The organism is Isoptericola variabilis (assembly GCF_050311655.1).
Taxonomy (GTDB): domain Bacteria; phylum Actinomycetota; class Actinomycetes; order Actinomycetales; family Cellulomonadaceae; genus Isoptericola; species Isoptericola variabilis.
Genome location: NZ_JBNOZM010000004.1, coordinates 227,817 through 251,866, shown reverse-complemented (window position 1 = coordinate 251,866; position 24,050 = coordinate 227,817). Strand labels below are relative to the sequence as shown.

The 24,050-nt window shown below is 75.5% G+C and carries 24 protein-coding genes, 1 tRNA gene, 1 pseudogene and 1 riboswitch; of the genes and pseudogenes, 8 read left to right on the top strand and 18 right to left on the bottom strand.

The annotated features are described in order from the left end of the window. Positions 1 to 32 precede the first annotated feature (32 nt). The 3 genes from ACQP60_RS10975 to ACQP60_RS10965 all read left to right on the top strand — a co-directional run bounded on the left by ACQP60_RS10975 (position 33) and on the right by ACQP60_RS10965 (position 3,481). Entirely contained in the window at positions 33 to 743 is a 711-nt protein-coding gene (locus ACQP60_RS10975; protein WP_429732079.1) for a rhamnogalacturonan acetylesterase, read from the top strand. Positions 744 to 821: 78 nt separating this feature from the next. Beyond that, positions 822 to 1,856, top strand: a complete 1,035-nt coding sequence (locus tag ACQP60_RS10970) for a LacI family DNA-binding transcriptional regulator (RefSeq protein ID WP_429732076.1) — start codon at positions 822 to 824, stop codon at positions 1,854 to 1,856. Further along, on the top strand, positions 1,853 to 3,481 hold the full coding sequence (locus ACQP60_RS10965) for a UxaA family hydrolase (RefSeq protein WP_429732073.1): 1,629 nt from the start codon (positions 1,853 to 1,855) through the stop codon (positions 3,479 to 3,481). The genes ACQP60_RS10970 and ACQP60_RS10965 overlap by 4 nt, the downstream gene beginning before the upstream one ends. Positions 3,482 to 3,511: 30 nt before the next feature. On the opposite strand, the gene ACQP60_RS10960 is transcribed toward ACQP60_RS10965, so the two are convergent. Then, the gene (locus ACQP60_RS10960) at positions 3,512 to 4,099 is read right to left on the bottom strand and encodes a TetR/AcrR family transcriptional regulator (protein WP_429732071.1); all 588 of its coding nucleotides are present in this window, start codon (positions 4,097 to 4,099) and stop codon (positions 3,512 to 3,514) included. Positions 4,100 to 4,170: 71 nt separating this feature from the next. On the opposite strand from ACQP60_RS10960, the gene ACQP60_RS10955 reads away from it, so the two are divergent. Continuing rightward, positions 4,171 to 4,599, top strand: coding sequence for a VOC family protein (locus ACQP60_RS10955; RefSeq protein WP_429732068.1), 429 nt, complete (start codon positions 4,171 to 4,173; stop codon positions 4,597 to 4,599). Here ACQP60_RS10955 and ACQP60_RS10950 read toward each other — a convergent pair. Beyond that, positions 4,596 to 5,234: a maleylpyruvate isomerase family mycothiol-dependent enzyme gene (locus ACQP60_RS10950; RefSeq protein ID WP_429732065.1), complete on the bottom strand. Its 639-nt coding sequence runs from the start codon at positions 5,232 to 5,234 to the stop codon at positions 4,596 to 4,598. The genes ACQP60_RS10955 and ACQP60_RS10950 overlap by 4 nt on opposite strands. A gap of 129 nt (positions 5,235 to 5,363) precedes the next feature. Between ACQP60_RS10950 and ACQP60_RS10945 the strand changes: the two genes are divergently transcribed. From ACQP60_RS10945 to ACQP60_RS10935, 3 genes and pseudogenes are all read left to right on the top strand, one after another. Continuing rightward, complete coding sequence (locus ACQP60_RS10945) at positions 5,364 to 6,176, top strand: HAD hydrolase family protein (RefSeq protein ID WP_429732063.1); 813 nt, start codon at positions 5,364 to 5,366, stop codon at positions 6,174 to 6,176. Between the two features lie 29 nt (positions 6,177 to 6,205). Beyond that, positions 6,206 to 6,544: a cupin domain-containing protein gene (locus ACQP60_RS10940; RefSeq protein WP_429732061.1), complete on the top strand. Its 339-nt coding sequence runs from the start codon at positions 6,206 to 6,208 to the stop codon at positions 6,542 to 6,544. A 105-nt stretch (positions 6,545 to 6,649) separates the two neighbouring features. Further along, positions 6,650 to 8,476 (top strand): annotated as a pseudogene (locus ACQP60_RS10935) (rhamnogalacturonan lyase); the annotation flags it as partial. Here ACQP60_RS10935 and ACQP60_RS10930 read toward each other — a convergent pair. The 4 genes from ACQP60_RS10930 to ACQP60_RS10915 are packed head-to-tail and all read right to left on the bottom strand — an operon-like array spanning position 8,419 to position 13,520. After that, positions 8,419 to 9,930 carry an aldehyde dehydrogenase family protein gene (locus ACQP60_RS10930; protein WP_429732058.1) on the bottom strand — a complete coding sequence of 504 codons (1,512 nt, stop codon included), beginning with the start codon at positions 9,928 to 9,930 and terminating at the stop codon, positions 8,419 to 8,421. The pseudogene ACQP60_RS10935 and the gene ACQP60_RS10930 sit on opposite strands and share 58 nt — an antisense overlap. After that, positions 9,927 to 11,159, bottom strand: coding sequence for an ectoine hydrolase (gene doeA / locus ACQP60_RS10925; protein ID WP_429732055.1), 1,233 nt, complete (start codon positions 11,157 to 11,159; stop codon positions 9,927 to 9,929). The genes ACQP60_RS10930 and doeA overlap by 4 nt, the downstream gene beginning before the upstream one ends. 49 nt (positions 11,160 to 11,208) lie before the next feature. After that, positions 11,209 to 12,456, bottom strand: coding sequence for an aspartate aminotransferase family protein (locus ACQP60_RS10920; protein WP_429732052.1), 1,248 nt, complete (start codon positions 12,454 to 12,456; stop codon positions 11,209 to 11,211). A 32-nt stretch (positions 12,457 to 12,488) separates the two neighbouring features. Then, on the bottom strand, positions 12,489 to 13,520 hold the full coding sequence (locus tag ACQP60_RS10915) for a GlxA family transcriptional regulator (protein ID WP_429732049.1): 1,032 nt from the start codon (positions 13,518 to 13,520) through the stop codon (positions 12,489 to 12,491). Between the two features lie 121 nt (positions 13,521 to 13,641). Between ACQP60_RS10915 and ACQP60_RS10910 the strand changes: the two genes are divergently transcribed. Then, positions 13,642 to 14,412, top strand: a complete 771-nt coding sequence (locus ACQP60_RS10910; protein WP_429732046.1) for an NAD(P)H-dependent oxidoreductase — start codon at positions 13,642 to 13,644, stop codon at positions 14,410 to 14,412. A 10-nt stretch (positions 14,413 to 14,422) separates the two neighbouring features. Here the strand turns inward: ACQP60_RS10910 and ACQP60_RS10905 are convergent, their stop codons facing one another. The 12 genes from ACQP60_RS10905 to ACQP60_RS10850 form a co-directional block, all read right to left on the bottom strand. Further along, positions 14,423 to 15,643, bottom strand: coding sequence for an MFS transporter (locus ACQP60_RS10905; RefSeq protein WP_429732043.1), 1,221 nt, complete (start codon positions 15,641 to 15,643; stop codon positions 14,423 to 14,425). A 56-nt stretch (positions 15,644 to 15,699) separates the two neighbouring features. Continuing rightward, positions 15,700 to 16,308 (bottom strand): class I SAM-dependent methyltransferase, encoded by a 609-nt coding sequence (locus ACQP60_RS10900; RefSeq protein ID WP_429732040.1) that lies wholly within the window; start codon positions 16,306 to 16,308, stop codon positions 15,700 to 15,702. Between the two features lie 58 nt (positions 16,309 to 16,366). Continuing rightward, on the bottom strand, positions 16,367 to 17,062 hold the full coding sequence (locus tag ACQP60_RS10895) for an energy-coupling factor transporter transmembrane component T (protein WP_429732037.1): 696 nt from the start codon (positions 17,060 to 17,062) through the stop codon (positions 16,367 to 16,369). Further along, positions 17,059 to 18,576 carry an ATP-binding cassette domain-containing protein gene (locus ACQP60_RS10890; RefSeq protein WP_429732034.1) on the bottom strand — a complete coding sequence of 506 codons (1,518 nt, stop codon included), beginning with the start codon at positions 18,574 to 18,576 and terminating at the stop codon, positions 17,059 to 17,061. The genes ACQP60_RS10895 and ACQP60_RS10890 overlap by 4 nt, the downstream gene beginning before the upstream one ends. Then, positions 18,527 to 19,177 carry an ECF transporter S component gene (locus ACQP60_RS10885; RefSeq protein WP_429732031.1) on the bottom strand — a complete coding sequence of 217 codons (651 nt, stop codon included), beginning with the start codon at positions 19,175 to 19,177 and terminating at the stop codon, positions 18,527 to 18,529. Before ACQP60_RS10885 ends, ACQP60_RS10890 begins: the two co-directional genes overlap by 50 nt. Further along, positions 19,171 to 19,282: riboswitch (TPP riboswitch) on the bottom strand. (Overlaps the previous gene by 7 nt.) 155 nt (positions 19,283 to 19,437) lie before the next feature. Further along, positions 19,438 to 19,510: transfer RNA gene (locus ACQP60_RS10880), tRNA-Ala, on the bottom strand. 91 nt (positions 19,511 to 19,601) lie between these two features. Next, positions 19,602 to 20,291, bottom strand: coding sequence for a histidine phosphatase family protein (locus ACQP60_RS10875; RefSeq protein ID WP_429732028.1), 690 nt, complete (start codon positions 20,289 to 20,291; stop codon positions 19,602 to 19,604). Then, positions 20,288 to 20,734, bottom strand: a complete 447-nt coding sequence (rsfS, locus tag ACQP60_RS10870) for a ribosome silencing factor (protein WP_429732025.1) — start codon at positions 20,732 to 20,734, stop codon at positions 20,288 to 20,290. The genes ACQP60_RS10875 and rsfS overlap by 4 nt, the downstream gene beginning before the upstream one ends. After that, positions 20,731 to 21,855, bottom strand: a complete 1,125-nt coding sequence (locus ACQP60_RS10865) for a hypothetical protein (protein ID WP_429732022.1) — start codon at positions 21,853 to 21,855, stop codon at positions 20,731 to 20,733. The genes rsfS and ACQP60_RS10865 overlap by 4 nt, the downstream gene beginning before the upstream one ends. Then, the gene (gene nadD / locus ACQP60_RS10860) at positions 21,848 to 22,465 is read right to left on the bottom strand and encodes a nicotinate-nucleotide adenylyltransferase (protein WP_429732019.1); all 618 of its coding nucleotides are present in this window, start codon (positions 22,463 to 22,465) and stop codon (positions 21,848 to 21,850) included. Before nadD ends, ACQP60_RS10865 begins: the two co-directional genes overlap by 8 nt. Before the next feature lie 19 nt (positions 22,466 to 22,484). Continuing rightward, complete coding sequence (locus ACQP60_RS10855) at positions 22,485 to 22,634, bottom strand: hypothetical protein (RefSeq protein ID WP_380314886.1); 150 nt, start codon at positions 22,632 to 22,634, stop codon at positions 22,485 to 22,487. A gap of 61 nt (positions 22,635 to 22,695) precedes the next feature. Then, a complete protein-coding gene (locus ACQP60_RS10850) occupies positions 22,696 to 24,021 on the bottom strand; it encodes a glutamate-5-semialdehyde dehydrogenase (RefSeq protein ID WP_429732016.1) in 1,326 nt (441 codons plus the stop codon). Positions 24,022 to 24,050: the final 29 nt, after the last annotated feature.

Here is a 24,050-nt window from a genome sequence, read left to right as displayed (position 1 = left end):
CTGACCGTCCAGGCCGATCCTCGGAGGACCGCATGACCCGCACCGTCCACCTCGCCGGCGACTCGACCGCCGGCCCGAAGTCCCGCGCCGCCGCGCCCGAGACCGGCTGGGGCATGGCGCTGCCGTACTACCTCGACGAGGCGGTCGCCGTCGCCAATCATGCGCGCAACGGCCGCAGCACGCGCAGCTTCATCACCCAGGGTCGGCTCGACGCCGTGGCCCGCGACCTGCGGGCCGACGACGTGCTGGTGATCCAGTTCGGCCACAACGACGCGAAGGTCACGGACCCCGAGCGGCACACCGAGCCGTGGACCTCGTACACCGAGCACCTCGCCCGGTTCGTCGAGGTCGCGCGGGCCGCGGGCGCTCAGCCCGTGCTCGCGACGTCGGTCGAGCGGCGCCGGTTCGACGACGCGGGCCGGGCCGTCTCCGACCACGGCGAGTACCCGGACGCGATGCGGGCCCTCGCCGCGCGCGAGGACGTGCCGCTCGTGGACGTCCAGCGCGACTCGCTCGCGCTGTGGCACGACCTCGGCCCCGAGCGCACGCTGCACTACTTCTTCCACGCCGACGACGGTCGCCGCGACGACACGCACTTCAACCCGCCCGGCGCGGGGGCCGTCGCCCGTCTCGTCGCCACCGGCCTCCTCACCGCGGGCGTCCTCGGCGGCCACGAGGTGCGGCGCCTGGACGAGGACGTCCCCGAGGAGTGGTTCCGATGGCTCGACGAGGAGCCCGCCTGATCGGGTAGGCTGAAACGCGCTGGAACCGGTTCCAGGTTCCAGGCTCCAGTTCCGACGGCCAGCAGCCGGGAGGTCCGCGTGGTCACGCTCCGCGACGTCGCGCGCGAGGCGGGCGTCTCGCTCGCCACCGCGTCGCGAGCCATGAGCGACGCGCCGCACGTGTCGGCGGCCAACCGCGCGCAGGTGACCCGGGCCGCGGAGCGGCTCGGGTACCGGCCCCACCCCGCGGCCCGCGCGCTGACCACCGGGAGCACCGGCACGGTCGGGCTGGTCGTGCCCGACCTCGCCAACCCGTTCTTCGCCGCGGTCGCCAAGGGCGTGCAGGCGCGGGCGCGGGAGACGGGCCGCGAGGTCCTCGTCGCCGACACCGACGAGGACGTCACCGTCGAGCCCGACGTCATCACGCGGCTCGGCGACCGGGTGGACGGCCTCGTGCTCTGCTCCCCGCGCCTGCCCGCCGACCGCCTCCGGGCGCTCCTGGCATCGGCGGCCGGTCCGGTCGCGCTCGTCAACCGCGAGGCGCCCGACGTCCCCTCCGTCTCCTTCGACATCGCCGACGGCGTGCGCCAGGCGCTCGACCACCTGCGCGCCCTCGGGCACGCCGTCGTCGCGTACGCCGGCGGGCCGCGCACCTCGTGGTCGGACGCCGAGCGCCGGTCGGCGCTGGACGCCGTGTCGACGACCGGGGACGCCGGGCGCCCCGTGCTCGACCTCGGCAGCTTCCGCCCCACGCACGGCGGCGGCGTCCAGGCCGCGGACCTCGCGCTCGCCGCGGGCGCCACGGCGGTGCTCTGCTTCAACGACCTCGTCGCGCTGGGCGTCCTGGCCCGGCTGCACGCGCGCGAGGTGGCCACGCCCGCGGACGTCTCGGTCGTCGGGTTCGACGACGTCGCCGCCGCGTCGCTCGTGACCCCCGCGCTCACCACGGTCGCCGTGCCGCTGGCCCGCGCCGGCCGCACCGCCGTCGACCTGCTGACCGACGACGCACCCGAGCACCGCCGCCTCCCCGTCGAGCTCGTGGTGCGCGCGTCCACCGCGCCCGCTCCCCTCGTGCCCGACAGCACCGCCAGCTCCCGTCCCTCCGTCACAGATCCCGAGGTCGCGATCCGATGAGCACCGCCCCGCACCACCCGCTGCTGCCGCTCGCGGCGACCCCCACGCCCGGCGCGCCGGCCGAGCCTCCTCTGCCCGACGTCGTCGACCTCGCCGACGTCGCGCTGCTGCTGCGCCCGGCCGACGACGTGGCCGTCACGACCCGCCAGGTGCCCGCCGGCACCACCGTGCGCCTTCCCGACGGGACCGAGGCGACCACCCGTTCGACGCTCCCGCGCGGCCACAAGCTCGCCGTCCGCCCCGTCGCCGTGGGCGCGGAGGTGCGCAAGTACGGGCAGCCCATCGGCCGTGCGACGAGAGACGTCGCGCCGGGAGACCACGTGCACACGCACAACCTCGGCTTCGACGACCCGACCACCGACGGCGCCCGCGAGTACGAGTTCGGCACGGCGCGCACCACGCTCCCCGAGCCCACGACGCGCCGCACGTTCCAGGGCTACCGCCGCTCGGACGGCCGCTGGGGCACTCGCAACTACGTGGGCATCCTCACGTCCGTGAACTGCTCGGCGTCCACCGCGCGGATGATCGCCGACCAGTTCCGCGGCCCGGTCCTCGACGCCTACCCCCACGTCGACGGCGTCGTCGCGCTGACCCACGACACCGGCTGCGGCCTCGTCCCGACGTCGGAGGGCGCGCAGGTCACGCTGCGCACGCTGCGCGGGTACGCCTCGCACGCGAACATGGCCGGGCTGCTCGTCGTCGGGCTCGGGTGCGAGATGCTCCCCGCCGCCTCCGTGCTCGACGGGCTGGCCCTGCGCGACGACCTGCCCGTGCGCACGCTCACGATCCAGGACACCGGCGGCATCCGTGCCACCGTGCGCGCGGGCGTCGCCGCGATCACCGAGATGCTCCCCGCGATCGACGCGCTGCGGCGCGAGGAGGCGCCCGCGTCGGAGCTCGTGCTCGGGCTCAACTGCGGCGGCTCCGACGGGTTCTCCGGCATCACCGCCAACCCGGCGCTCGGCCACGCCTCCGACCTGCTCGTCGCGCAGGGCGGCACGTCGATCCTCGCGGAGACGCCCGAGGTGTTCGGCGCCGAGCACCTGCTGCTGCGCCGCGCCGTCTCGCGCGAGGTCGGGCAGCGGCTGCTCGACCGCATCGACTGGTGGCAGGGCTACGCGGCGGCCGGCGGCGGCACGCTGGACAACAACCCGTCCCCCGGCAACAAGGCCGGCGGCCTCACGACCATCCTCGAGAAGTCGCTCGGCGCCGTGGCCAAGGCGGGCACCGCCGACCTCGTCGCCGTGCACGAGTACGCCGAGCCCGTCACCGAGCGCGGCATGACCTTCATGGACACGCCCGGCTACGACCCCGTGTCGGTGACCGGCATCGTCGCGGGCGGCGCGAACGTCGTCGTCTTCACCACCGGCCGGGGCAGCGTCCTGGGCTGCAAGCCGTCGCCGTCGATCAAGGTCGCCACCAACTCCGACACCTACCGCCGCATGAGCGAGGACATGGACCTCGACGCCGGCCGGATCCTCGAGACCGGGCTGAGCGTCGAGGAGGTGGGCGAGGAGCTGTTCGAGAAGATCCTCGCCGTCGCGTCCGGCGAGCAGACCGTCTCGGAGGAGCTCGACCTGGGCGCGGACGAGTTCGTGCCCTGGCAGCTCGGCGCGGTCACCTGACGCGACGGTCGCCCACGGCCGGCTGGGCGCTCAGGCCTCGATCCCCCGCAGCAGACGCCGCAGCGCCGACCACGCCCGGTCGAGCGCGCGGTCGCGGTCGGGCGAGGCAGCCACCCACAGGGCCGCCTCGTTCATGGCTCCGGACAGCAGGGCGGACGTGGCGGGCACGTCGGCCGCGCGCACCCGTCCGGCGTCCGCGAGCTCGCCGAGCACCTCGTCGAGCAGCCGCCCCGAGGTCGCGGCGTCGTCCTCGCGCCAGCGTGCCCAGCCGAGCACGGCGGGCCCGTCGACGAGCACGACCTGCCGTGCGTCGTCGGCGACGACGGCCGCCAGGAACGCCCGGCAGCCCGCCTCGAGGCTCTGCCACGGGTCGTCCAGGCCGTCGGTCGCGCCCTCGATCTGCGCGCCGACGTCGGCCGTCACGGCCGCGTGCACGGCGGCGAACAGCCCGGCACGGCTGCCGTAGTGGTGGTAGACGGCGCCGCGGGTGACACCGCACGCCGCGGCGACCTCCTCGACCGCCACGGCGGCGTACCCCCGCTCCGCGTACAGCCCGCGCGCCGCGGCGAGGATCGCGGCCGCCGTCGCCTCGCTCTCGGCCCTGGATCTCCTCGGCATGGTTGACAGGTTACCGACGCCGTGAATGTATAGATACGTACACGCCGTACGTATACCTTCCGGGAGCCCCGATGATCACCAGCCTGTACCCCGTCCTCGCCGTCTCCGACGTCCCGGGCGCGGCGCGCTTCTACGCGGACCTGCTCGGCATGACGCCGACGTTCTCCTCCGACTGGTACGTCAGCCTGCGCTCCGGCGCGGCGGAGCTCGCCGTCGTCGACGCGGACCACGAGACGATCCCCGAGCCGGCCCGCGGCGCCCGCGCGGCCGGCCTCCTCGTCACCGTCGAGGTCGACGACGTCGACGCCGTGCACGCCCGCGTCCTCGCGGCGGGCGGCCACGACGTGCTGCTGCCGCTCCGCGACGAGGCGTTCGGCCAGCGGCACTTCGTCGTCGCCGGGCCGGACGGCGCGCTCGTCGACGTCGTCACGCCGATCCCGCCGTCCGCGGAGTTCGCCGCGCTCTACGCCGGGGCCGGCGACGCGGCCCAGGGCGCCTAGACCCGTTCGCGGACCCGCGCCAGCCCCTCGCCCGTCAGCGCGTCGCAGAACACCCGCCGGCCCGCCAGCACCATGACGAGCGCGAGGGTGCTGCCGCGGACCACGGGACCGTCGCCGTGCGCGAACGGGCCGTCGGTCGCCTCGAGCCGGAGCCCGCTAGCCACGGACCGGCCCGAGACGGTGAAGTCGCGGCGCACGAAGAAGCGCGCCACCGCGGTGGTCGCGGCGACGGGCGGCGTCCGCGACAGGCCGAGCGGCGTGCGGACGTCCTGGCCGTGCACGACGACCTCGCCCAGCCACGCGGCCGTGTGCCCGCTCGGCGCGACCGTGCTGGTCGCGACGGCGCGGAAGCGCTCGAGCGTCTCGGGGGGCGTCGCGCCGCGGTGCTCCGCCAGACGCCGCGCGTTGTGCAGGTCGGCGTCGAACCGCGCCCCGACGATGCTGCGCAGCCACGCCCACCGGCCGGTGCTCGCTCCGGCCGTGAGGTGGGCGACGACGTCCTCCACCGTCCACTCGCCGCACAGCGAGGGCCCCGCCCACCCCGCGTCGTCGATCCCGGCGAGCTCGTCCGCGAGGGCCTCGCGCTCGGCGTGGATCATGGACCAGGTCTCGGCGCGCGGGGTGCTCGTCGTCACGTGGACAGCCAACCACGGGACACCGACGGGGCAGGCCCCGGGACACGGTTAGGCTCGACGGTGCCCACGACGACGCCGAAGACCTGGAGGACTGCGCCCGTGTCGGGTTCGATGAGTGACGGGGCGCGCGTGGCGTTCCTGGACGTGGACGGCACCTACGCGGACCACGGCGCCGTGCCGCCCGCGCACGAGGAGGCCGTCCGCGCCGCGCGACGGGCCGGCCACCGGGTGCTGCTGTGCACCGGTCGCCCCGAGTCGATGCTGCCGCCGGCGCTGCTGGCCGCGGGCTTCGACGGCGTGGTGGCGACGGCGGGCGCCTTCGTGCGGCTCGACGGCGAGGTCGTGGCCGACCTCCGCTTCCCCGACGACCTCGCCACGCGCGTGCGGCACGTGCTCGACGCCCACGACGTCGCGTACCTGCTGGAGACCCCCGACGCCGTCTACGGACCGGTCGGGCTGGACGCGCGCCTCGAGCGCCGGGGCGACGCCGCGCCGCGCGAGATCCTCGACGTGCTGCGCATGCCGGGCGACCTCGCGGGCGTCCGCTACGCGAAGATCAGCTACTTCGACTCCCCCGTCCCGATCGCGGCGCTGCGCACCGAGCTCGGCCCGGAGGTCGGCATCCTCCCCTCGTCGTACGCGGACACCGGCGACAACGCCGGGGAGATCCACCTGGCCGGGGTGCACAAGGCCGTCGGGATGGCGGCCGTGATGGAGCACCTGGGGCTTCCCGCCGCGCAGGCGGTCGGCATCGGCGACGGTTACAACGACGTCGAGATGCTCCAGTACGCGGGCACCGCCGTCGCCGTCGAGGGCGCCCCGCCCGCCGTCCTCGCCGAGGCGGACCTGGTCGTGCCCGGCCCCGCGCGCGGCGGCGTGGCGGAGGCGTTCGCCCGGCTGGGGATGGTCGACGGCGATAGCATCCCGACCGACGGGTACTGACGCCCGCGCCGCCGACCGACGGAGCCCTGATGGCCAACCTGGACGCCCGCACCATCCACCAGCTCGAGAAGGCCCGCGCGGCCGAGAACGGGCGCAGCGCCGAGATCGTGGTGCACGACGGCCCGCTGCGCCAGACCGTGATCGCCCTGGTCGCGGGCGTCGAGCTGGGCGAGCACAACTCCCCGCCCGCCGCGTCCATCCTCGTGCTGCACGGGCGGGTGCGGGTCACCGCCCCCGAGGGGGACGAGGAGGTGGGCGGCGGGCAGCTGCGCGTGCTGACCCACGAGCGGCACGCCGTGCTGGCGCTCGAGGACTCCGTCTTCCTGCTCACCACGGTGACCAGCGTCCCCCGGGCCGAGGAGCCCTGAGCCGCACCCCGCGTCCCACGTCGTGAGACCCGGGGGTGACGTGAGCAACCGGTTTCTGGCAGCCTGGTCGAGCACGGTGTGAATCGTCTCAACCGGAACGGAGCAATGATGCTGCCGAGACTCCGCACGACCGCAGCCGCCACCACGCTCACCACCGCCGTGGGCGCGGTCTGCGTGCTCGCCCTCGCCTCCCCCGCCCTCGCCGCCGGCGACCCGCCCGCGGCGCCCGCCGTGCCGGCGGCGGCCGTCGACCCGTCGCCGGGAGGGCGGGCGGTGATCAGTACGCCCACCCCCGACGGCAACCGCGTGAGCTGGCGGCTCCTCGCCGCCGACGGCGACGACGCGGCCTTCCACGTCTACCGCGACGGCGCCCGCGTGCCCGGGCCCCCGGTGACCGGCGCGACGTCGTTCCTCGACCGCGGCGCCCCCGCCGACGCCCGGTACGCCGTGGTCGCCGTCGGCGACGGGTCCGCACGCGCCGTGGCCGCGCTGTCCGCACGGGCCGCCGAGGGCGCCGTCGGGCAGGTCGCCGGCGACTCGCTCACCCTCTCCCCCGTGGCGGGCGCCCGGGCGAGCTCGCTCGACGTCCCGCTCGACGTGCCGCCCGCCGGCGACGGGTACACCTACTCCGCGAACGACGCGTCGGTGGGCGACCTCGACGGCGACGGCGAGTACGAGATCGTCCTCAAGTGGGACCCGAGCAACGCCAAGGACAACTCGCAGTCCGGCGTCACCGGCAACGTCTACCTCGACGCCTACGAGCTCGACGGCGAGCGGCTGTGGCGCGTCGACCTCGGCCGCAACATCCGCGCGGGCGCGCACTACACGCAGTTCCAGGTCTACGACTACGACGGCGACGGCGCCGCGGAGGTCGCGGTGAAGACCGGCGACGGCACCGTCTCCGGCACCGGCCAGGTGATCGGCGACGCCTCCGCCGACCACCGCAACTCGAGCGGGTACGTGCTCAGCGGTCCGGAGTTCCTCACCGTCTTCCGGGGCACCGACGGCGCCGCGCTCGACACCGTCGACTTCCGCCCCGCCCGCGGCAACGTCGGCGACTGGGGCGACACGTACGGCAACCGCGTGGACCGCTTCCTCGCCGGCACGGCCTACCTCGACGGGTCCCGGCCGAGCATCGTCATGGGCCGCGGCTACTACGCCAAGACCGCCGTCTCCGCGTGGGACTTCCGCGACGGCGCGCTCACCCGCCGCTGGACGTTCGACTCCAGCTCGTCCACCAACGGCCCCGAGTGGACCGGCCGCGGCAACCACCAGCTGTCGATCGCGGACGTGGACGACGACGGCCGCGACGAGATCCTCTACGGCTCGATGGCGATCGACGACAACGGGTACGGGCTGTGGCAGAACGGCACCCACCACGGCGACGCGTACCACGTGAGCGACCTCGTGCCGTCGAACCCCGGCCTCGAGGTGTTCAAGCCGTCGGAGTCGGGCACCGACCCGGCGCACTGGGTGGCGGACGCCGCGACCGGCAGGATCCTGTCCAGCGCGCCGGCCGCCGGCTCCGACAACGGGCGCGGCGTGGCCGCTGACATCACCGCGGACAACCCCGGCGCCGAGGTCTGGTCGTCCAAGGTCTCCGGGCTGCGCAGCGCGACCGACGGCTCCGAGGTGGGTCGTAAGCCGGGCTCCACCAACTTCGTGATCTGGTGGGACGGCGACGGGCAGCGCGAGCTGCTGGACGACACCCGCATCGACAAGTACGGCGCGAGCAGCGACACCCGGCTCCTCACGGGCGAGGGGGTCGCCTCGAACAACGGCACCAAGGCGACGCCCGCGCTCCAGGCCGACATCCTCGGCGACTGGCGGGAGGAGGTCGTCTTCCGTACGACCGACTCCAGCGCGCTGCGGATCTACTCCACGGACATCCCGACCGACATCGCGCACCCGTCGCTCATGGAGGACCGGCAGTACCGGCTGGCGGTCGCGTGGCAGAACACGGCGTACAACCAGCCGCCGCACCCGAGCTTCGCGACGGTGGAGTGAGCCGGGCCGACCCACACCTGCTGCACGTTGACGAACTCCTTGATGCCGTGCGGGCCCAGCTCACGCCCGTAGCCGGAGCGCTTCACCCCGCCGCTGGGCAGCCGGGGGTCGGTCTTGACGATGCCGTTCACCGAGACCTGTCCGGCGGCGATCTGCCGGGCCATCGCCTCGCCGCGCTCCGCCGTCGTCCAGACGCTCGCCGCGAGGCCGTACTCCGTCCGGTTCGCGGTCTCGAGAGCCTCGTCGGCGTCGGCCGCCCTCAGCACCGCCATGACCGGCCCGAACGTCTCCTCGCACGCCGCCGTCATGTCGTCCGCGACGTCGTCGAGCAGGGTGGGCGGGTAGAACCACCCCGGGCCGTCGGGCAGCTCGCCGCCGAGCAGGAGGCGCGCACCGGCCGCCGCCGTCTGCGTGACCTGGCGGTGCAGGTTCTCCCGCAGGTCCGCGCGGGCGATCGGACCCACCTGCGTGGCGGGGTCGCGCGGGTCGCCCACCTTCAGCGCGGCGAGCCGGCCGGCGAGCCGGTCGACCAGGGCGTCGTGCACGGCGTCCTCGACGACGATGCGCTTGGCGGCGATGCACGACTGGCCGGCGTTGATGATGCGCGACAGGGCGAGGGTGTCGGCCGCGGCGTCCAGGTCGGCGTCGGCCAGCACGATGCTCGGGTCGGAGCCGCCCAGCTCCAGCACGGCCGGCTTGATCTCCGCGGCCGCGACGCTCGCCACGGCCGACCCACCGCGCGACGACCCGGTGAACGACACGGCCTGGACGCGCCGGTCGCGGATGACGGCGGCGACGTCCTCCGTGGCCAGCGGCAGGTTGCGGAACGCCCCCGGGGGCGCGCCCGTCGCGGACAGCGCCCGCGCGAAGACGTCGCCGATCGCCTCCGCGCACCCGGGCACGTGCGGGTCGTGCTTGAGCACGCCGGTGTTGCCCGCCATCAGCGCCGGCGCCGCGAAGCGCAGGGCCAGCCAGAAGGGCGCGTTCCACGGCAGGACGCCGAGCACCGTGCCGAGCGGCAGGTGCTGCACGTAGCTGCGCGTCGCGTCCGAGGCGATCTCCTCGGTCTCCAGGTAGGCCGCGGCGTGCTCCGCGTAGTGCTCCGCGCACCAGGCCGCCTTCTCGACCTCGCCGAGCGCCTCGGTGATCGGCTTGCCCATCTCCTGCGTCATCAGGGGTGCGAGCTCGTCGGCGCGGGCGCGCAGGTCGGCCGCCACCGCGTGCAGCACCTCGGCGCGCCCGTCCAGCCCCAGGTCCCGCCACGGCGCGCGCGCCTCCTCGACGGCCGCCAGCGTCGCGTCCACCTCGCCCGGCGTCGCTGCCGGGACCTCGCGGACCACCTCGCCCGTGCTGGGGTCCGTCGCGATGAGCATCGTCATGCGGTCTCCTCCTCGATCGTGTCCTCGACGAGCGTCAGGGCCTCGGGCTCCGTCGCGGCGGCGTGCCCGGGCTTGCAGGCGAAGTCCTCGTCCAGGGTGAAGAACGACTCGCAGCCGTCGGCGGTCACCCGGACCGTGTCGGAGATGCCGACGGTCTTGTCGCCGTCGACCCCCCACATCCAGGGGATGATGTGGAACGTCATCCCCTCCCGCAGCACGCGCGGGTCGCCCTGGTTGAGGCTGACGATGTAGCCCTCGTCCCAGCTGGGCGGGAACGCGATGCCGATGGAGTACCCCGACCTGGTCACCAGCCGCGCCCCGACGCCGTTGTCGGAGATGATGTTCCGCACGATCGTGTCGGCGTCGGACACCGTGAGACCGGGGCGCATGGCCGCCTTGACCTCGGCGAGCGCCAGCTTCATCCGCTCCTGCGCCACGAGCATGCTGCGCGACAGGTCGCCGAGCACCACGGTCCGCATCATCGCGGTGTGGTACCTCCGGAAGCAGCCGCCGACCTCGAGGAAGACGTGCTCCCCCGGCTGCACGGTGCGGCCCTCCCAGGTGGCGTGGCCGATCATGCTGCGCGGGCCCGAGGTGACGTAGGGCATCACCGCGGGGAACTCGCCCCCGGAGCGGAACATCGCCGACGCGATCTCCGCCGCGATCTCGTTCTCGGTCACGCCGGCGGCGACGGCCTCGATGCCCGCGGCCATCCCGACCTCCGTGGCGCGCGCGGCCCGCCGCATGACGGCGATCTCGGCGTCGGACTTCGTCACGCGCCCCTCCTCCACGATGCCGAAGCAGTCGAGCAGGCGGCCGTCCTTGAAGGAGTTGTGGATGTAGTCCTGGTGGTAGGCCGGGAAGTAGTAGCTGTTGCGCTCGTACCCGACGTCCTTGGTGTCGAGGCCGAACTCGCGCAGGGACTGCACGAGGCTCTGGATCGCGTCGCCGGTGTCCGGGTAGGGCCGGGTCAGCTCCACCCACGTGCGCGCGTGCACGTTCGACTCCTCCATGGCGCGCGTGATCATGAACGGCTCGTCCTCGAGCGGCACGACCAGCGCCTGGAAGAAGGAGTACCCCGTGGTCTGGTAGTCCGTGAGGTACATGAGGTTCTCGGGGTCGGTGATGACCACCGCGTCCAGCATCCGCTCCGCCATGCGGCGGCGCAGGTCGCCGAGGCGTCTCGCGTACTCCTCGAACGGGAACGTCATGTCGTCGCGCTGCCGCATGCCGGCCTCCTTCTGCTGTCGACGCGCCCCCGCGGGGTTGCTCGAGGCGCTAGAGGGTGTCGCGCACCGCCCCCGCGAGGATCTCCAGGCCCTCGTCGAGGTCGTCGTCGGGGATGGTCAGGGGCGGGATGAGCTTGAGCACGCGCCCGCCGCTGCCGCACGGGCCGATGAGCAGCCCGCGGGCGAAGCACTCCGCGGCGACGGCCTTGGCGAACGCGCCGTCGCCCACGTCGAGGCCCTGGATCATGCCGCGGCCGCGGACGGCGAACCCGCGGTCGGGGGCCTCGGCGGCCAGCCCCTCCAGCACGGACACCATGCGCTCCGCCTTGCCGTGCACCTGGGTCATGAGCTCGTCGTCGTCGAAGTAGGTCAGGGCCTCGCGCCCGGCCACGAACGACAGGCCCTGGCCGCGGAAGGTGCCGGTGTGCTCCCCCGGCGCCCACTGCGCGTCCAGCTCGGGCCGGTTGAGGTTCATCGCCAGCGGCGTCCCGTAGCCGCCGATCCCCTTGGCCAGGCACACGACGTCCGGGTCGAGCCCCATGCCGTCGAAGCTGAAGTAGCTGCCGGTGCGGCCGCAGCCCACCTGGATCTCGTCGATGACGAACAGCGCCCCGACGTCGCGGGCGAGCCGCTGCACGGCGTGCAGCCACGCGGCGCTCGCGACGTTGACGCCGCCCTCGGCCTGGATCGTCTCGACGACGAACGCGGCGGGCGGCAGCAGCCCGCTCGACACGTCGGCGAGCTGGGCCCGGTAGGCCTCGAGCGACGCGAGACCGCCCCCGGGGGCGGTCTCGAAGGGCAGCCGGTGCACGTTCTCCAGCGGCACCCCGGCGGCTCGGCGGAAGACGTCGTTGCCGGTGAGCGCGAGCGACCCGAGGGTCATGCCGTGGAACCCGTGCGTGAACGCGACCACCTCGCGCCGACCGGTGACCTTGCGGGCGAGCTTGAGCGCCGCCTCGACGGCGTTGCTGCCCGTCGGCCCCATGAACTGCAGGCGCATCGTCATGCCGCGCGGCTCGAGCACGGTGGAGACGAACTTCGTGATGAAGTCGCGTTTCGTGGTGGTCGCCATGTCGAGGCTGTGCGCGACGCCGTCGGCCTCGAGGAACTCGATCATGGCGCGTTTCATGCGCGGGTTGTTGTGCCCGAAGTTCAGCACGCCCGCGCCGGCGAAGAAGTCGACGTAGCTACGGCCGGCCTCGTCCACCTGCCGCGCGTTCGACGCCGAGGCGAACACCGTGGGGTACGTGCGGCTGTACCCCCGGATCTCGGATTCCCACTTCTCGAAGACCTCCATCAACCAGATGTAGGTGCCCGAGGCCCGCCCCGTCAAGGAACTCGCGGGGCGGCTTCCGTCATGTTCTGATGTCGCGGGCCGCGGCCGAAGGTCGCGCGGTAGGCGGCGGGCGAGACGCCCAGCGCCCGCGCGAAGTGCTGCCGCAGCGACGCGCCGGTGCCGAACCCGGCACGGCGGGCGACGGCGTCCACGGGGAGGTCGGAGCGTTCCAGCAGGTCACGCGCCCGCAGGAGGCGCTGCTGCAGCAGCCAGGCCCCGGGCGAGAGGCCGGTCTCCTTGCGGAACCGGCGGGTGAAGGTGCGGGTGCTCGTCGCCGCGTGCCGGGCGAGGTCGTCCAGCGCGAGCGGTTCGTCGAGGTGCGCGAGGGCCCACGCGCGCGCGGCGCCGGTGTGGTCGCCGGTCGGCTCGGGCACCGGCGCGTCGACGTACTGCGCCTGGCCGCCGTCGCGGAACGGCGGCACCACCGTGCGGCGCGCGACGTCGTTCGCCACCGCCGCCCCGTGGTCGGAGCGGATGAGGTGCAGGCACAGGTCGATGCCGGCCGCCTCGCCGGCCGACGTGAAGACCCGGCCGTCCTCGGTGAACAGGACGTCCGGGTGCAGGTCGACCTGGGGGAAGGCGCGCCGGAACCGGTCGGCCGACAGCCAGTGCGTCGTCGCGCGGCGGCCGTCGAGCAGCCCGGCGCGGGCGAGCGCGAACGCCCCGGTGCAGATGGACGCGACGCGCGCGTCCGGGCGGACGCTCGCCAGCAGGTCGGGGGTGACGTCGCCGTCCTCGCCGCCGTCGTCCAGCGCGTGCGACGCCGGCACGACGACGGTGTCGGCGAGCGCGAGCACGTCCGGGCCGTGCGGCACGTCGATCGAGAAGTCGGCGTCGGTGGGCACGCGGCCCGGGACCGCGGCGCACGTGCGCACGTCGTAGAGCCGTTCGCCGTCGGCGCCGCGCACGACGCCGAAGAGCTGGTGCACCGCACCGAGCTCGAGCGGCATCACGCCGTCGCGCACCAGCACCGCGACGAGGTGCCGACGGGGCGGGGACGTTCGAGCGGGCGCTCGGGAGGGCATGGCCCGATCCTTGCACATCATGACCTTCCGGCCAGTGGTCGTCCGGTGCCCTTCCCCCGCACCCTGGAGGGGGCGGCCGAGCGGCGCCCGCCAGGACGAAGGACGACGGAAGGACGGTGCGATGCGGGTGCTGTGGGTGCTGGCTCACCCGGAACCGCGGTCGCTCACGGCGCGGCTGCGGGACGAGGGGGTCCGCGCGCTGCGCGGGGCCGGGCACGAGGTGGTCGAGTCCGACCTGTACGCGATGGGCTGGAACCCCGTGGTGACGGCCGCCGACTTCGGCGGCGCCGTGGGCGACGGCGACCGGCTCGATGTCGCGGCCGCCTCGGAGCGCGCGCTGCGCGGCGGCACGCTCGCGCCCGACATCCGGGCCGAGCACGACAAGCTCGCCCGGGCCGACACGGTCGTCGTGCAGTTCCCCCTGTGGTGGCACGGCACGCCCGCGATCCTCAAGGGCTGGCTCGACCGGGTGCTCGTGCAGGGCTACGCGTACAACGTGCGCGACGACGCCGGCCGCACGCGCCGGTACGGCGACGGCGGGCTCGCCGGGCGACGCGCGCTCGCCGTGGTGACGGTCGGGGCGGGCACCGGGCTGGGCCCGCGCGGGCTGCACGGCGACCTCTCCGAGGTGCTGTTCCCGCTGCTGCACGGCACGTTCTGGTACACGGGCATGCGGGTCGCCGAGCCGGTGCTCGTGCCCGGCGCGAACCGCCTGGACGACGCCGGCTTCACCGCGGCCGCCGAGGGACTGCGCCGCCGGCTGCTCGCGCTGCCGGACGGGCCCTTCGTGCCCTACCGGCACCAGGACGGCGGGGACTACGACGCGCGCGGGGAGCTGTGCGACGCGGTGGCGCCCGGCCGCCGCGGGCTGGGCGTGCACCTGCGCGCGTGAGGCACCGGCGTCAGGTCCGCCGCCGGGGCGGCACCAGGTTCGCGAGCGGCGAGTACCGCGGCACCCAGCGCGCGAGGGCCGCCGCGGACGCGCCGCCCAGCGTGGCGGTGGCCCACACCCCGGCGGCGAGCGAGCCCAGCGCCGCCCCCGCCGCGAGGATCAGCGGCCCCAGCGCGTCGCCCGTGTCCTGGAAGAGCCGCCACACGCTGAGGAACGTGGGCCGCACGGCGGCGGGCGCGACGTCGGCCCCCAGCGTCATGACGATGCCCGAGCCCATGCCGTTGCCCACGCCGAGCAGGGCGGCGACCACCGCGAGCGCGCCGGCGGTGTGCGCGAACGGCAGCACCGCCAGCCCCACCGCCATCGTGAGCATGGACGGGACGGCCACCCACAACCGGCCGAACCGGTCCATCACCTTGCCCGCCGGGTAGAACAGCAGCATGTCCAGGGCGCCGGAGACGCCGAAGACGAGGGACGTCACCTCGGCGTCGAGACCCAGGTGCTCGCCCCACAGCGGGATGACGGTCTGCCGCGCACCGCGCACGGCGCTCACGAGCAGGATGGCGACGCCGAGGGTCGCGAACAGCTGCCGGTGCTCGCGCGCGACCGCGGCGATGGACACGCGGGGGCGGCCGGCGGGGCGCGGCAGCGGGGCGTCGGCCCGCGGCTCCGGCCGCACCAGCGCGATGACCAGCACCGCGACGAGAGCCGACCCGGTGCCCAGCCAGAACGCGCCGTGCAGCGACGTGGCCGCGATCACCGCGGCCCCCGCGAACGGGCCCAGGAACAGGCCGATGCGGTGCACCCCGGCGAGCGTCGACATCACGCGCGCCCGTCGCAGCGGCGGCGTGATCTCGGTGAGGTACGCCTGGCGGGCCAGGTTGAAGACGGCGTTCGCCGCGCCGAGCGCGAGCACGCCCGCGGCCAGACCCCACAGCGCCGACGACAGCGCGATCGTCGTGAAGGCGACGACGGCGACGCTGCCGGCGACCAGCATCGCCACCCGGTCGCCGAGGCGCTGCGAGAGCGCGCCGGCCGGCAGGTCGAACGCGATCTTGCCGAGCGGCAGCAGCGCGGCCACGAGCCCGGCGACCGTGAGGGTCGCGCCGCGGCCGGTGGCGGTCACCGCCACGACCGGCAGCAGCGCGCCGATGCCGATCTCCAGCACCAGGGTGGGGAGGAACGCCCCCAGGACGACGCTGCGGAACGGGAAGAGCGGCGGGGACGGCACCACCCCTTCCTATCGCACGCGAGCCGACCCGGGCCGGTCCGTTCACGAACGTCTCGTCACGTGCGCCGCGTCGTGAGGAGCAGCGCGGGCAGGTGCTGCTCCTCGCCCGCGGGGCGCGCGGCGATCTCGGCGTACGACACCGCGGTGGCCGACCAGGCGGGCCCCTCGAACGCCTCGCGCAGCCGGTCGCCGGTCGTGCCCCAGCCCAGCCCGGCGGCCACGGACATGGCGAGCACCGCGACGAGCGCGTCGGGCGGGCAGATCGCCGCCAGCCCCGCCACGTAGGCCGTGCGGCCGGCGTCGTCGAGGCTGTGCAGCAGCCCCGAGTCGAGGACGGTCCGCGGCCGCAGGTCCAGGCGGTCGAGCCGGCGGACGTCCGCGACCTCGAAGCGCACCTCGCCGGGCGGCACGACGATCGACTCCGCGGCACGCTCCCGGGCCCGGGAGATCGCGTGCGCCGCGGCGTCCACACCCACGACGCGGTGGCCCGCCCGGGCGACGGCGAGCGCCAGGACGCCCGTGCCGCACCCGACGTCGAGCACCGGGTCTGCGACCACCGACCGGCGCACGAGCGCCAGGAGCGCGGGCTGCGGGCGCCCGATCTCCCACGGCGGCGGGTCGGCGCCGGCGTACAGGGCGTCGAAGTCGTGCGGCTGGCGTGCCATTGCGGGCACCTCCCGACGCCCATTCTGCGCCCGGTGGCCGTGCGTCACCGCGCGGCGGCTACCCGAGGAGCGCGGCGAACGGCAGCGCGGCGGCCAGCGCGCCTGCGGCGAGCACGGCCGTGTCGGTCCGCGTCCACGGCGCCGGGTCCGCCCAGGTCCGACGGTAGGCGTGGGCGAAGCCCCGGGCGTCCATCGCGACGGACATGGCGGTCGCGTCGCGCAGCGTGGACGCGAGCACCGCGAACGTCACCGATGCCGCGTGCCGCGCCCGCGAGAGGGGCCCCCGGCCGGGCCCGACGCCGCGCGAGCGCCGGGCCCGTGCGGCCTGCTCCCAGACGGTGCCGAGCCGCTCGAACCGCTGCAGCGCCGCCCCCACCCCGACGACGAACCGGGCGGGCAGGCGCAGCCGCTGGCCGAGCTGGTCGGCCAGCCCGCTCGGGTCGACCAGCGGCGCGAGCGCTACCCCCGGCAGCGCGAGCACCGCGATGCGGACCCCGGCGACGCCGGCGACCACCGGGTCGTGGCCGCCGAGCAGCCAGGTCGACCACGTCACGGACGCGACCGCGACCAGCACCGCGACGTAGCGGGCGGGCGACCCCGCCCCGCGCGGCAGCAGCACCAGACCGAACGCCAGGCAGGCCCCGAGCCCGACCGCCGCGCTCGCGACGTCCCGCACGCCTAGCGAGGCGACCAGGCCGAGCAGCCCCAGGGCCACCAGGACGAGGGCGTTCACCCGCGCCAGCACGCCGGTCATGCCGCCACCACCCGCCCCGGCCGTGCCGCGCCGTCGGACGACGGCCGCCCGAGCTCGACCCGGTGGTCGGCGAGGGCGGTGAGGTGCGCGTCGTGGGTGCTCGCCGCGACCGTGGCCCCGTGCCGGGCGGCGGCGACGGCCCACCCGGCCACGGCGGCCCAGGTCTGCCGGTCCTGCCCGACGGTCGGCTCGTCGAGCAGCACGAGCCCCGGCCTGTGGGCGAGCGCGGCGGCGAGGGCGAGCCGGCGCTGCTCGCCGCCGGACAGCCGGAACGGGTGCGCGTGGGCGAGGTGGTCGAGGCGCAGCAGCGCGAGCACCTCGTCCGCGTCGACCTGGACGCCGAGGCGCCGGCCCGTGAGCTCGACCTCGTCCCGCACGCGCAGGGCCAGCAGCCCGTGCTCCGGGTGCTGCGGCACCCACCCGCACGACCGGGCGAGGTCGCGCGAGGGCGCCGCGCGACCGGGCGTGCCGCGGACCTCGCCGGCCGTCGGCCGCAGGTGCCCCGCGACGGCGGCCACGAGGGTGGACTTCCCCGCCCCCGACGGCCCCGTCACGGCCGTGAGCCGCCCGGCCGGCAGCCGCGCGCCCACGCCGTCGAGCGCGCGCGTGGTGGTGCGCCCGCGCAGGCCGCGGGTCACCAGGTCGACGCGGAGCCCCTCGACGACGACGTCGGGCCCGGGCGCGTCCGGCACCACGAGGGGCGCGGGCACGTCGAGCGGGGCGGGCGGCGGCACCCCGGGCAGCCAGACGCCGGCGCGAGTCAGCTCGTCCCGGAGCCCCGCGTCGTCGCGCAGCGCGGCGGGGGCGACGTCGTGCGTGATCCGGCCGCCCGGACCGAGCACGACGACGCGGTCCAGGTGCTCGAGCCACGGCCCGACGTGGTGGTCGACCACGAGGAGGGACGTGCCCGAGCCCGCCAGCGCGCCGACGACGGCGGCGCGCACCTCGGCCGCCGCCGCGTGGTCGAGCATGGCCGTCGGCTCGTCGAGGAGCAGCAGGCCGGGCGCCCGCGCGAGCGCCCCGGCGAGCGCGAGCCGCTGCAGCTCGCCGCCCGAGAGCGCCGACGTCGGCCGGCTCGTCGGGTAGCGCAGCCCCACCCGGTCCAGGGCCTCGCCCGTCCGGCGCCAGATCTCCGCCCGCGGCAGGCCGGCGTTCTCGGGCCCGAACGCGACGTCACGCCCGATCCGGGACGCGACGACCGCGGAGTCCGGGTCCTGCGGGACGTACCCGACCTCTCCGGCCACGTGGACGGTGCCGGACAGCTCGCCCGGCAGCGGGTCGCCCAGCACGCCCGCCAGGGCGTGCAGCACGGTCGACTTGCCCGCCCCGCTGGGGCCGACCAGGCCCACCCGCTCCCCCGCACCGACGGCGAGGTCGAGGCCGTCGACCGTCGGGGTCGCGCGCCCCGTGGGCCGCCAGCGCAGCCCCCGGACGCGCGCCCGGACGTCGTCGCGCGCCACGGCGTCAGGCCGGCGTGCGGTCGACGGCGCGGCCCGCAGCACGATCGGCAGCACGGTCGGCAAGGTCGCGCCCCGGCCCGAAGGCGTCGAGCACGCCCGCCCGCGCGAGGGCACGCACGAGCGCGGCGCCGCCGAGGCCCGCGAGCAGCGCGCCGGACAGCGCGAACAGGCCGAGATAGGCCAGCCGGAAGCCCCACGCCCAGTCCGGGTAGTAGGCGAACCACTCGTAGACGGCGCCGCACGCGCCCGCCGCCGCACCCGCCAGCGCGGCGACGACGGTGCCGAAGCGGCGGTAGAGGAACAGGGCGAGCACGAGCTCGGCGCCGAACCCCTGGACGACGCCGGAGACGATCGCGGAGAAACCCCAGCCGGCGCCGAGCAGCGCCTCGACGCTCGCGGCGACGACCTCGGTGAGCAGCGCGGCGCCGGGCTTGCGGACGATCAGCCCGCCCAGCACGCCGCCGAGCAGCCAGCCGCCGCCGAGGAGCCCGGTGGCGGGCGGGAACGCGACGCTCAGCCCGGCGGACAACAGGTGGTAGAGCTGGGTCCAGCCCCAGAAGACGACGCCGACGGCGACGCCGAGCATGGCCACGGTGACGAGGTCCACGGTGCGGTACCGCAGGGACGCGCTGCGCAGAGAAACAGGCGCGGACATTCCAGGTAACTCCCTTCGCCGGTGCTAACCGGAGCAGGTTCCAAGGGTCTGCGGCTGTGCCCGCACTCTCAGCGCCCCTTCGACGGCGCTCCCCTGTCATGGGTGTCTTCAGATGTGAACGGCCGACGACGCGGCCGCAGGTCCGACCCTAGGCGACCACGGGGAGCGCGCAAGACCGTCCCGCACCGTGAAACCTGGTCACGCGGGCCGGACATGCAAGAAGGCCCGGAACCGTGTGGTTCCGGGCCTTCTCGTCGGGGTGGAGCTGAGGGGACTCGAACCCCTGACCCCCTGCATGCCATGCAGGTGCGCTACCAGCTGCGCCACAGCCCCGAGAACCGACTCTCGCGACCGCGGACGGCCAGGCGATTCGTCTGATTCGGTGTGTTCCTCCGGGCTTGCGCCCCTCGGGAACGTCGATATCTTAGGCAGACTTCGGGCCAGGTTCCAAATTCCAGTCCGGCCCCGCCTGCCAGCGGTCCAGGGGGTACCCCGCGCCCACGTTGTGCGCCACGAGACGCCAGGCCGGGACGGCCCCCTCCCCCGCACGGTGCAGGTGCGACCAGTGCACGTTGTGCATCCCCGCCAGCCCGCGCCAGGTGCTCGGGTCGAGCCCGAGCAGCGCCGTCACCGCGAGCGAGATCGCGGCACCGTGCGACACGACGACCAGGGTGGCGTCGTCGTCCAGGTCGGCGGCGTGCTCGGCCACGGACTCGGCCACGCGCCGCGCGACCTCCGCCTTCGTCTCGGCACCCGCGCCCGCCGGCTCGGCGCCGAGGCGCCAGGCCGCGTACTCCTCGGGCCAGCGCTCCCGCAGCTCCGCGCCCGTCAGCCCCTCCCAGGCGCCGAACCCGCGCTCGCGCAGGCGCTCGTCCGTGACGACCGGCGCCCCGCCGAGGGCGTCGGCGTACGCGGACGCCGTCTCGACGGCGCGCCCCAGGTCGGACGACACGATGCGCGTCGCGCGGTGCGACGACGCGAGCGCCGCGCCGCCCTCCGCCGCCTGCCACCGACCCACCTCGTCGAGCGGGATGTCGATCTGCCCCTGCAGCCGCAGCGACGCGTTGTAGGCGGTGCGGGCGTGCCGCAGCAGGACGACGGTGCCGGCCGTCACCGCTCGTCGCCCGCGAGACGGATCGCGCCGTCCCCGCCGCCGTCCCCGTACTCGGCCGCCGCCGCCGCGCCGTCGCCGCCGCGCGCGTCCTCCGGCAGCTCCACCGCCGGGCAGTCCTTCCACAGCCGCTCGAGCGCGTAGTACACGCGGTCCTCGGCGTGCTGCACGTGGACGACGACCTCGCCGAAGTCGATCAGCACCCACCGCGCCTGCGCCTTGCCCTCGCGGCGGATCGGCTTGGACCCGGCGCGGAACATCGCCTCCTCGACGGCGTCCACGATGGCCGAGACCTGGCGCTCGTTCGTGCCGGAGGCGATGAGGAACACGTCGGTGAGCACCAGCTGCTCGCTCACGTCCAGCGCGATGATCTCCTGCGCCTTGCGGTCCGAGGCGGCCCGGGCGGCGACGACCGCCAGCTCGACGGCGCGGGGGCTGGCGGTCATGCGGCGGCTCCGGGGTTCTCGTACGTGAGGGAGACGGCGGCCGCGGGAGCGGCGCCGTCGACGGCGAACTTCTGGTCGTCCGAGCCCGAGAGCAGCAGCTTCCAGACCAGCAGGCCGAGCACGAACGCGACGACCACGAGGACGATGTAGTGCAGCCACGTATACGACGCCTCGGGCTCGTCCCAGTCCTCGTCGTCGTCCTCGTCGACCTGCGGCGCGGCCGAGCGTGCCCGGACAGGCTGCTCCGACGCCACCAGGGCGTCGAACGGGGACGCGGCGGGACGCTCCGGGGCGGCGGCGGGCTGCGCGGCCCCCGGTGCGGGGCGCGACGGCGGCACGGACGCCGGTCGCTCGGTCGTGGGGCTCGCCCACGGCAGCGGCGGGGCCGCCGACGTGGTGGCGGCGGACGGCGTGGCGGTGGGCGGCATGGCGGTCGGCGCCGCGGCGGCCGTCGACGATGCCGACGAGGGTGCCGACAGCGACGAGGACGACGTGCCGAACGGCGACGCGGTGCCCGTCGTCGCGAACGGTGAACGGCGGGTGGGGCCGTCGGGGCGCGGCGCGACGGTGGCCGGCGGGCTGGCCACCGGGGGCGCGGCGCTCGCCGGCGGGCTCGACGGGGCGGCCAGCGGCGGCATCCCGAGGCCGCCGGAGGCGCCCGGGGCCGCGCCCTGGTCGCGGCGGGTCGAGGTGCGCGCGGGCGGCGCGGCCGGGGCACCGGGCGCCGGGGCGGGACGCACGGCGGGCGTCGGGGCGACGGCGCGGGACATCTCGCCGGTGGGCCGCTGGATCGGGGCCAGGCGGCCGGTCTCGTCCAGCCCGCGCACGCCGGCCGAGGTGGACGGCGGCCGCACCATCGGCGCAGGGGCCGGGGCAGCGGGCGCGGGGCTCTGCTCCCGGAGCGAGCGGCGCGACGGCGCACCGGCGGCCGGCGCCGAGAACCGCGGAGCCGGCGCCTGGCCGGCGGGCGGGCCGAACGGCGACCGCGCCGCGGCGGGCGCGCCGTAGTCCGGCGCGGAAGGCACCTGCTGTCCGGCGCTCGCCTGCGCGGCGGCGGCCGCCTGCTCCCGCTCGCGGATCTCGCGGCGGGTCAGCGGGCGGGACGGGTTGTTGTCACTCATCGAGACCTCGATACAGACCGTGCTTGGCGATGTACTGGACCACGCCGTCCGGCACCAGGTACCACACCGGTTGGCCGGCCTGCGCCCGGCGACGGCAGTCGCTCGACGAGATCGCCAGCGCCGGGACCTCCAGCGTCGTGACCCCGTCGTGGGGCAGGCCGTCCACCATGAGCTGGTGCCCCGGCCGCGTGACAGCCACGAAGTGTGCCATCTCCCACAGGAGCGCGGCATCCTTCCAGGTCAGGATCTGCTCGATCGCATCGGCGCCGCTGATGAAGAACAGGTCGGCGTCAGGTCGCTGCTCGTGCAGGTCCCGCAGGGTGTCGACGGTGTACGTGAGGCCCGGACGGTCGATGTCGACCCGGCTCACCGTGAACCGGGGGTTCGACGCCGTCGCGATCACCGTCATGAGGTAGCGGTGCTCGGCCGGCGACACCTTCTGGTGCTGCTTGAAGGTCGGCTTTCCCGTGGGGACGAACACGACCTCGTCGAGGTCGAGCAGCGCCGCCGCCTCGCTGGCAGCGACCAGGTGCCCGTGGTGGATGGGGTCGAAGGTGCCGCCCATCACGCCCAGGCGCGGACGGCGCGGCTGCGACGACGGCTCGTTCACGCTGGCCGGACGGCGGTCGTCAGTGGCGGTTGGACACGTTGCGGAAGGCGTACGTCACCACGAGCGCGGCGACCAGGCCACCGAACGCGAGGAGACCCATCGCGATCGGGGAGATGGTCTCGGCGTGCTCGGCGGCCTCCTGGGCCACCTGGACGGCGGTGTGCAGCACGGGTTCCTCCTGTGCGTGGGTGTGCGACGGGTCGCGACGGGCAGGGTCGGGGGTCAGTCTCTCACGCGGGCCGGACGTGGCCGTCGCCGTGCACGACCCACTTGGTGGTCGTCAGCTCGGCCAGCCCCATCGGCCCGCGCGCGTGCAGCTTCTGCGTGGAGATGCCGATCTCGGCGCCCAGGCCCAGCTCGCCGCCGTCGGTGAAGCGCGTGGACGCGTTCACCATCACGGCGGCCGAGTCGACCTCCGCGACGAAGCGCTCGGACGCCGCCAGGTCCCGGGTGAGGATCGCCTCGGTGTGCCCCGACGACCAGGTGCGGATGTGCTCGATCGCGTCGTCGAGCGAGTCGACGACCCGGACGGCGAGCTCCAGGGCGAGGTACTCGGTGGCCCAGTCGGCGTCGGTCGCGGGGAGCACCTCGACCGACTCGGGCGCCAGGGCGACCGTGCGCGCGTCGCCGTGCAGCACGACGCCCGCCCCGCCGAGCGCCGCGAGCGCCGCGGGGAGGAACGCCTCGGCGGCGTCCGCGTGCACCAGCAGCGTCTCGGCCGCGTTGCACACCCCGACCCGCTGCGTCTTCGCGTTCATCACGATCTCGACGGCGTTCGCGACGTCGGCCGTGGCGTCCACGTACACGTGCACGTTGCCGACCCCGGTCTCGATGACCGGCACGGTGGACGACTCGACGACCGTGCGGATGAGGTCGGCCCCGCCGCGCGGGACGAGCACGTCCACCAGCCCGCGCGCCTGCATGAGCGCGACGCCGCCAGGGCGGCCGTGGGCGTCGATGGTCTGCACGAGGTCGGCGGGCAGCCTCTGGCCCTGGAGCGCGCGGCGCAGCACGTCGACGATCACCGCGTTGGACGACGCCGCCGCGCTGCCGCCGCGCAGGATCACGGCGTTGCCCGACTTCAGCGCCAGACCCGCGGCGTCCACCGTGACGTTGGGCCGTGCCTCGTAGATCATCCCGACCACGCCCATCGGCACCCGCAGCTGGCGCAGGCGCAGCCCGTTCGGCAGCGTCTGGCCGCGCACCACCTCGCCCACCGGGTCCGGCAGCCCCGCGAGCTCGCGCAGGGCATCGGCGATGGCGCCGATCCGCGCCGGCGTGAGCGCCAGCCGGTCGAGCAGGCCGTCGCTCAGGCCGCGCTCCCGCCCGCGCGCGAGGTCGTCGACGTTCGCCGTGACGATCTCGTCCGCCGCGGCCTCGAGCGCGTCCGCCAGCGCGTGCAGCGCGGCGTCCTTCGTGGCACGGGTGGCGGTCGCGAGCGTCCGCGACGCGAGCTGGGCCCGCCGGGCGACGTCGCGCACGGCGGCGGTGACGTCGTCGCCGGCGCTGCCTCCCGCGCCGCCCGCCGTCAGGTCCTCCGTGAGGGTCGTGGTCATCCCCCGAGGGTACGACGGCGGCGCGCGCG